The sequence below is a fragment of the Streptomyces botrytidirepellens genome (assembly GCF_003721215.1).
Lineage (GTDB): Bacteria > Actinomycetota > Actinomycetes > Streptomycetales > Streptomycetaceae > Streptomyces > Streptomyces himastatinicus.
Window position 1 is genome coordinate 1 of record NZ_RIBZ01000634.1, and the last position, 5,166, is coordinate 5,166.

Below are 5,166 nucleotides of genomic sequence, written 5' to 3' on the forward strand. Positions count from 1 at the left end.
ACGGCAACGCTCGCGATCCCGGCATCCCGGCAGGCACGGGCAACACGGACAGCGATCTCGCCACGATTGGCGATGAGCACCTTCTGCATGCTCTCTCTTCCCTCTTCAGAAGTTGCCGTCCGGCGAGGACGGTCACGTTGCTATCCCAGGGCCCGCTTGAGGAAATCCAGTACCACGCTCGCGTAGCCTTCAGGATCGCTTTGCAGCCCGAGCAGGTGCTCGGCTCCCGGGAGGACGTGCGTCTCGGCCTGGGCATAGCGCTCGGCCAGCGCGTCCACCGAGGAGGGCGGCACGATCGCATCGTGCTCGCCCGACATGAACAGCAGTGGGATCTTGGCGAACTTGCCGGTCGTGGGCGGTGGCCAGTGGGCGCGCAGCATGGCGGGCCCCAGGGCGCACAACGTGCGGGTCACCACGGAACGGGACGGTTCTCCGCTCAGCACGGGCGGCATCGGCAGCGCCTCCGCCTCCAGGTACTTGCGCAGCAGCGGCGGGACGTCGTGCCCCGGACCGCTGTCGCACACCAGCGCGTCGAACTCGAAACCGTCGTGGGTCAGCGCCCACATGGCCGAGAAGCAGGAGAAGGAGAAGCCGTAGACGGCGATGCGCGCCGTGCCGTACCCCTGCTTGTCGCGCAGCCAGGACACCACCTTGGTGACATCGCCCGCGAACCGGTCGCCGAGCCCGAACAGCGCCCGGTCGTCGCTGCTGGCCCCGTGGTTGCGGTGGTCGAACAGACAGACCGTGTACCCGGCATCGTGCAGGAACTTGGCGTGGCCGAGGCTGTGGTCCTTGCCCGCGCCCATGCTGTGGCCGAGCACCACGACCTTCTCCGTGGAGCCGGGGCAGAGCCAGGCGTGCACCCGCTTGCGGCGGGCGAACGGGATCTCCAGGTCGGTGCAGGGCAGCCCGTGGTCCCGGGGGTGCTCCCGCTGGGTCCGGTTGCGCGGATGGAAGGCGAGATACGCCAGCGACGCCCCGTACAGCGGGGCTATCGGCAGCGCCGCGACCGCAAGGGCGCGGGACCCCCGCGAGGGTGGCCGCACCGGCGTCCGGGGTGGCTCGGTCATCGGCGTCCTCCAGGAGGGGGTGGAGTGTCCGTCGGCGGTCAGGGCGGTCTCGTCTCGGTCGGTGCCGTGCGGTGGGGCAGAGGGGCGGGTACGTAAGGATGACGGCTACGCGGGGGTAGGGGCGGTCACCCGCATCCCCCGGCGTGGCCCTGGTCGCCGGACCGGGCGGCCACGAAGTCCGCGTCGGCCGGTGGTCCGGGCGTGGTGGGGGGAGCGGGGGGCGGCGCGGCGCGGGAGCGGATCGCCGCGGCGAACGCCGGGAGCCGGTCCACGCCCCAGTACTTGTCGTAGCCGAGGGTGAAGAACGGCACGCCGAACGCCCCGTCCCGGCTGAGGTCCAGCAGCGCCGTGAGCCCGCGCCCGGCGCGCAGTTCCGGGTCGTCGGCGGCGCGGGCCAGCCGGTCCGCCGCCTCGTCCGGAAGGCCCAGGCCGGTGGCGATGTCCGCGACGACCTCGCGGTCGCAGATGTCCCGGCCCTCCTGCCAGCGGGCCCGGTAGACCCGCTCGATGTACGCGGGACCGCAGCCCGCGTCCAGCGCGTGAAAATACGCCAGATGCGGTACTTCCCAGACCGGGTCCCGGTCCACCGGCCAGGTGACGGTGAGACCGCGGTCGGTCGTCAGACGGCGCACGTCCTGAAGGATATAGAGGTGTTTGTCGCGTGACATCGCCGTGTACGGAAAAGACCACCGGTGCTCGGCCATGCGGCGCTCGCCGTCCGCGTCCGGCTCCCACCAGGGGTGCCATTCCACCACCTGTGCGACATCCGGAAAGCGGTCCATCAGATCACGGTAGGCGATCCAACTGTACGGGCTGCGGAAATTGAAATAGAAGCGCGGCACCCTACTGCGCCTGGCCGTCATGTCCGTCCCCCTTCACCGGGACCGTTCGGATCGCTCCGACCGCCACCCGCTCGCTCACTGGCTCAAATCACGATGCCACCGTCGACCTGGAACACCGCTCCGGTCACATACTCCGCCCCGACCAGGTACGCGACCATGTCGGCGACCTCCTCCGGGCGGCCGAAGCGGCGCAGCGGGATGCTCTGCTCCGCCTCCTTGCGGACACTCTCGGACAGCGCCGCCGTCATATCCGTCTCCACGAAGCCCGGCGCGACCACATTGGCCCGGATGCCGTACCGGCCGACCTCCTTGGCGAGCGATTTGGTGAAGCCGATGATCCCGGCCTTGGAGGCCGCGTAATTCGACTGTGCCGCATGGCCGTGCACGCCCGCCACCGAGGAGATGTTGATGATGCAGCCGGACTTGCGTTTCATCATGCCGAATACCACCGAACGGCATATGTGGTACGTGCCGTCCAGGTTGACTTCCATGACGCCCCGCCACTCCTCGTCCTTCATCAACAGCAGCGGATTGTCCCGCGCGATGCCCGCGGACACCACCGCGACGTCGATGGGGCCGAGCCGGTTCTCGGTGAACGCCACGAGGTCGCGCACCGCGTCCGCGTCCCGTACGTCCGTCTGCCGCCCGACCACCCGGCCGCCGCCGAGCCCGGCCGCCTCCGCCTCCAGGGCGCGGGCCGCGTCGGGGCTGGACTGATGGCAGAACGCCACGTCGAAGCCGTCCCGGGCCAGCCGCAGCACGGTCGCTCGGCCGATGCCGCGCGAGCCGCCCGAGACGAGGGCCACCTTGGTGTGCACGTCGGACATGGTGTTACGTCACCTCTCCTGCCGGGGACTTCAGTTCGGCCGCCGGACGCATCGTCATCACCAGCCGCCCGACGGAGAGCACGGTCGCGTCCCCGACCAGGCTCTCGCCCTCGAACATGTACGTCTCCCCGACCTGCCGGGCCAGCCGGACGTGGTGTTCCACCACGTCGCCGGGGAGGACCGGGCGGTGGTACTCGGCGTCGGTGACCCCGCCGAGCAGCATCGCCATGCCCTCCAGCACATCCGGATTGGGTTCCTCCCAGGCCACCAGCACCCCCGCCACATGGCACCAGGATTCGAGGAGCACCGTCCAGGGGTAGTGGTACGCCTCCTCGGGCGCGTCGTCGGGTACGGCCTCGTACCAGGGTTCGTTGCAGGTGACGGCCTTGAGCCCGGAGGCGCGCTCGCCCGGGACCAGCTCGGTGACCCGGTCGACCAGCAGCATGGGGTAGCGGTGCGGCAGCACCCGCTTGATCTGGTCCACGGTGATCATCCGGTGGCCTCCCGCTCGGCAGGGGCCGTGAAGCGCAGCCGGACCCGGGCGGCGAGCCCGCGCTCGGTGGTGGCCTCGGCCCGGCAGCGCCAGCCGCCCGTGGCGTCGTCCCGTAACCAGGTGAACGCACAGCTCAGGGTGGAGCCGGGGAAGACCGGGCCGAGGAAGCGGGCGGACTCGACCGCCGCCAGGACACTCCCCGGCTCGGGCAGCGTGGCGAGGGCGCCGCGCTGGACGTACTCGACGACGCACACCCCGGGGAAGATCGGGAAGCCGGGGAAGTGACCGGCGAACACCTTCTCCGTGCCGCCGACCACGGCCACGCACCGGGCGGGCCGCTCCCCCGGCACCCCGGGGTCGACCACCTCCACGGTGCCGTCGACCGGTCCGCACGCGGTCGCCGTCACCTCACTTCTCCAGCTTCGACGCGAGCAGGTCGTGCACCTTCCGGAGGGTGGTGATGCTCTTCATCTCCTTCTCCTCCAGCTTCACCGCGTACTTCTTCTCCAGCTCGACCATGACCTCCAGGGCCATGAGCGAGTCGACGCCGAGATCCTTGACGAAGTCGGCCTCGTCGGTCACCTCCTCCTCTTCCACGTCGAGGACTTCCGCGACGAAGGTGCGCAGTTCGTCGAGGTCCAGCGCGGCGGTGGCGTCGGCCATGGGGGTTCCTTCCGGTCTCGGGGCTAGGGGGCTTGCGGGGCGGTGGGGGCGGCGAGCGCGGCGGGCGATTCGACCGGGACGGTCACCGCGTCCGCCGCGATCCGGCGGATCATTCCGGTCAGCTGGCGTCCCGGGCCCAGCTCCACGAACCGGGTGCAGCCCAGCTCGCCCGCGAGGGTCCGGACGCTGTCCTCCCAGCGCACCGGGCTGGTGAGCTGGGCGAGTTCGCGGTCCCGCCACCGCTCGCCGCCGCGGTGGGGCGTCGCGTCCACGTTGGCGACGACGGGGGTGTGCGCGGGCGCGAACTCCACGGCGGCCAGGGCCGTGCGCAGCTCGTCCGCGGCGGCGGCCATCAGCGGGCTGTGGAACGCGCCGCCGACGGCGAGCCGGATCACCTTGCCCCCGCTGTCCGCGGCCAGTGCGGCGAGCCGGTCGACGCCCTCGGCGGTGCCGGAGACGACGAGGTTGCCGGGCGCGTTGATATTGGCGACCCACACCTCCGGTCCCTCCGCCCGCACCCGGCCGGTCAGTTCGCCCACGGTTCCGGCGTCGAGCCGGACGACGGCGGCCATCGTGCCGGGCGTGCGCTCGGCGCTGCGGCGCATGGCGCGGCCGCGGGCGGCGACCAGCCGCGCCACGTCGGCGAGCGGCAGCGCCCCGGCCGCGTACAGGGCGGTGTACTCGCCGAGGCTGTGTCCGGCGCACGCGGCCACCTCGCCCGCCGGCCCGGCGGCGGCCGCCTCGCGGTGGACGATCACCTGGTACGCGAAGACGGCGAGCTGGGCCAGATCGGTGCGGCGCAGCGTGTCGTCGTCGGCCGTCAGCAGCAGCTCCCCGACGTCGACTCCGGTGTGCTCGGAGATCTCGGCCGCCAGCGGCCAGGACGCGGTGTCCCGCCACGCCCGGCCCATGCCCGCCTTCTGGGCGCCCTGTCCGGGGAAGACCAGCGCCGTGCGCACTTCGGCCGTGGGTGTCTCACTGTCCGTCATACGCGCATCCCTCCCTGCTCCTTCACCGGATCCGCAGCAGGGCGGCGCCGACCACGCCGTCCCGGTCGACCGTGGTGACCAGGGCGGGGCTGCCGGGGGCGATCTCGCCGCGCTCGGCGAGCGCGAGGACGGCCGCGATCTGGAAGGCCGCGGAGGCGGCGCAGGTGTCGCCGATCGCGTCGGCCGTCGCCACCCGCGGCGGCTGGTGGCCGCCGAGGACGTCGGCGAGGGCGGCGCGCTCGGCCTCGCCCTCCGCGCCGGGCGCCTGGGAGTCGGCGAGGG

Annotated in this window: 8 protein-coding genes and 1 pseudogene; all 9 read right to left on the reverse strand. The window is 72.1% G+C overall.

Annotated features, from left to right (window positions below; genetic code table 11):
• The coding region (locus EEJ42_RS53995) for a biotin carboxylase N-terminal domain-containing protein (RefSeq protein WP_281291573.1) at positions 1-89 on the reverse strand (89 nt) is incomplete at its 3' end.
• A 51-nt stretch (positions 90-140) separates the two neighbouring features.
• Positions 141-1,070 carry an alpha/beta hydrolase gene (locus tag EEJ42_RS34215; RefSeq protein ID WP_123105994.1) on the reverse strand — a complete coding sequence of 310 codons (930 nt, stop codon included), beginning with the start codon at positions 1,068-1,070 and terminating at the stop codon, positions 141-143.
• A 125-nt stretch (positions 1,071-1,195) separates the two neighbouring features.
• Positions 1,196-1,933: a 2-hydroxychromene-2-carboxylate isomerase gene (locus EEJ42_RS34220; protein ID WP_123105996.1), complete on the reverse strand. Its 738-nt coding sequence runs from the start codon at positions 1,931-1,933 to the stop codon at positions 1,196-1,198.
• Positions 1,934-1,995: 62 nt separating this feature from the next.
• Positions 1,996-2,739: a 3-oxoacyl-ACP reductase FabG gene (fabG, locus tag EEJ42_RS34225; protein ID WP_123105998.1), complete on the reverse strand. Its 744-nt coding sequence runs from the start codon at positions 2,737-2,739 to the stop codon at positions 1,996-1,998.
• Between the two features lie 4 nt (positions 2,740-2,743).
• Positions 2,744-3,232, reverse strand: coding sequence for a 3-hydroxyacyl-ACP dehydratase FabZ family protein (locus EEJ42_RS34230; protein WP_123106000.1), 489 nt, complete (start codon positions 3,230-3,232; stop codon positions 2,744-2,746).
• On the reverse strand, positions 3,229-3,639 hold the full coding sequence (locus tag EEJ42_RS34235) for a 3-hydroxyacyl-ACP dehydratase FabZ family protein (protein ID WP_123106002.1): 411 nt from the start codon (positions 3,637-3,639) through the stop codon (positions 3,229-3,231). Before EEJ42_RS34235 ends, EEJ42_RS34230 begins: the two co-directional genes overlap by 4 nt.
• Position 3,640: 1 nt before the next feature.
• Positions 3,641-3,895 carry an acyl carrier protein gene (locus EEJ42_RS34240; RefSeq protein WP_063735262.1) on the reverse strand — a complete coding sequence of 85 codons (255 nt, stop codon included), beginning with the start codon at positions 3,893-3,895 and terminating at the stop codon, positions 3,641-3,643.
• 23 nt (positions 3,896-3,918) lie between these two features.
• Complete coding sequence (locus EEJ42_RS34245; RefSeq protein WP_184503413.1) at positions 3,919-4,884, reverse strand: ACP S-malonyltransferase; 966 nt, start codon at positions 4,882-4,884, stop codon at positions 3,919-3,921.
• A gap of 22 nt (positions 4,885-4,906) precedes the next feature.
• Positions 4,907-5,166, reverse strand: a pseudogene (locus tag EEJ42_RS34250) (beta-ketoacyl synthase N-terminal-like domain-containing protein); the annotation flags it as partial.

What these genes read in the sequence shown, in the direction of transcription:
- EEJ42_RS34215 (WP_123105994.1), bottom strand. Translation starts at nt 1,070, where the DNA reads ATGACCGAGCCACCCCGGACGCCGGTGCGGCCACCCTCGCGGGGGTCC.
- EEJ42_RS34220 (WP_123105996.1), bottom strand. Translation starts at nt 1,933, where the DNA reads ATGACGGCCAGGCGCAGTAGGGTGCCGCGCTTCTATTTCAATTTCCGC.
- fabG (WP_123105998.1), bottom strand. Translation starts at nt 2,739, where the DNA reads ATGTCCGACGTGCACACCAAGGTGGCCCTCGTCTCGGGCGGCTCGCGC.
- EEJ42_RS34230 (WP_123106000.1), bottom strand. Translation starts at nt 3,232, where the DNA reads ATGATCACCGTGGACCAGATCAAGCGGGTGCTGCCGCACCGCTACCCC.
- EEJ42_RS34240 (WP_063735262.1), bottom strand. Translation starts at nt 3,895, where the DNA reads ATGGCCGACGCCACCGCCGCGCTGGACCTCGACGAACTGCGCACCTTC.
- EEJ42_RS34245 (WP_184503413.1), bottom strand. Translation starts at nt 4,884, where the DNA reads ATGACGGACAGTGAGACACCCACGGCCGAAGTGCGCACGGCGCTGGTC.